Here is a 1,740-nt window from a genome sequence, read left to right on the forward strand (position 1 = left end):
ATACAGTAGCGTTAGCAAAGAAAAATAATGCGGTCGTTGTGGCACCATTTGAATTAGCGACATTTTTAGGCTGGCAAGGTGTAAATACACATCCAATGCATATTGGAGGTTCACATGTATTTGACTTTGGTAAASCTCCAATATGCATTGGATGTGTATTTACACCTTGCCAGCCTAAAAATGTCGCTAATTCAAATGGTGCCACAACGACCGCATTATTTTTCTTTGCTAACGCTACTGTATCCCCAACATGATCACCGTGTCCGTGCGATAAAATAATCGCATCAACTTTTACATCTTCAGCCTTTAAATCTGTTTTCGGATTTCCTGTTAAAAACGGATCAATTAAAATAACTTTTCCATTCGTTTCAATCTTTACAACTGAATGCCCGTGATAAGATACTTTCATCATTACATTCCTCCCCTATTCACATTCTCACTTTTTATTCTACATGATTTCTCAATTACCTGTCTTTTCTAACATCTATTTACTTGTCATAACGCTTTCATCCGATGTAAAGTTATATTTGTAATTAAATATCTCGGGGGTGCCAATCGATGAATGCTAGATTAGAAAATTTAATGCAATGGCTAAAAGAAAAAAACGTAGAAGCTGCGTTCTTAACTTCTACACCGAACGTTTTCTACATGACGAAATTCCACTGTGAACCACATGAAAGACTACTTGGTATGTTTGTATTCCAAGAAAAAGAACCTATTTTAATTTGTCCTAAAATGGAAGAAGGTCAAGCGCGTAACGCTGGCTGGGCACATGAAATTATCGGATTTACTGATACTGACAGACCATGGGATATGATTGCAAAAGCAATTAAAGATCGTGGTATTGATGCAAATGCAGTTGCAATTGAAAAAGAGCATTTAAACGTAGAGCGCTACGAAGAATTAACAAAATTATTCCCAAATGCAGCTTTCAAATCAGCTGAAGAGAAAGTTCGCGAGCTTCGCTTAATTAAAGATGAAAAAGAACTTTCTATTTTACGTGAAGCAGCTAAAATGGCAGACTATGCTGTTGAAGTTGGTGTAAATGCAATTAAAGAAAATCGCAGCGAGCTAGAAGTATTAGCAATTATTGAGCATGAATTAAAAACAAAAGGCATCCATAAAATGTCATTCGATACGATGGTATTAGCAGGTGCAAACTCTGCTCTTCCACACGGTATTCCAGGTGCAAACAAAATGAAACGCGGCGATTTCGTACTATTTGATTTAGGTGTAATCATTGAAGGTTATTGCTCTGACATTACACGTACAGTAGCATTTGGTGATATTTCTGAAGAACAAACTCGCATTTACAACACTGTACTTGCTGGACAACTACAAGCGGTTGAAGCATGTAAACCAGGCGTTACATTTGGTGCAATTGACAACGCTGCTCGCTCTGTTATCGCAGATGCAGGTTACGGAGACTTCTTCCCACACCGCCTTGGTCACGGACTTGGAATTAGCGTACACGAATATCCAGATGTAAAAGAAGGCAATGAGTCTCTATTAAGAGAAGGCATGGTCTTCACAATCGAGCCAGGTATTTACGTACCAAACGTAGGCGGCGTTCGTATTGAAGATGATATTTACATCACAAAAGACGGATCAGAAATTTTAACGAAGTTCCCGAAAGAATTACAATTTGTGAAATAATAAAGTGAAACTTTAATCAGTGGGGGTTTTGTTCATCCCCCACTGATTATTAGCCTTCACCAATCGGGCGTTTACGGGCAGTTG

Annotated in this window: 2 protein-coding genes; one reads left to right on the forward strand and one right to left on the reverse strand. The window is 38.2% G+C overall.

Going from position 1 to position 1,740, the window contains the following annotated elements; translation table 11 throughout:
- Window positions 1-409, reverse strand: a 409-nt coding sequence (locus tag AC1DTM_RS25200; RefSeq protein ID WP_477001162.1) for an MBL fold metallo-hydrolase, incomplete at its 3' end; no start/stop codon positions are given.
- Window positions 410-558: 149 nt separating this feature from the next.
- Here AC1DTM_RS25200 and pepQ point away from each other — a divergent pair.
- Window positions 559-1,656 (forward strand): Xaa-Pro dipeptidase, encoded by a 1,098-nt coding sequence (gene pepQ, locus AC1DTM_RS25205; RefSeq protein WP_199715229.1) that lies wholly within the window; start codon window positions 559-561, stop codon window positions 1,654-1,656.
- Window positions 1,657-1,740: the final 84 nt, after the last annotated feature.

The organism is Bacillus sp. P4_D3, from assembly GCF_056401855.1.

What these genes read in the sequence shown, in the direction of transcription:
- pepQ (WP_199715229.1), top strand. Translation starts at nt 559, where the DNA reads ATGAATGCTAGATTAGAAAATTTAATGCAATGGCTAAAAGAAAAAAAC.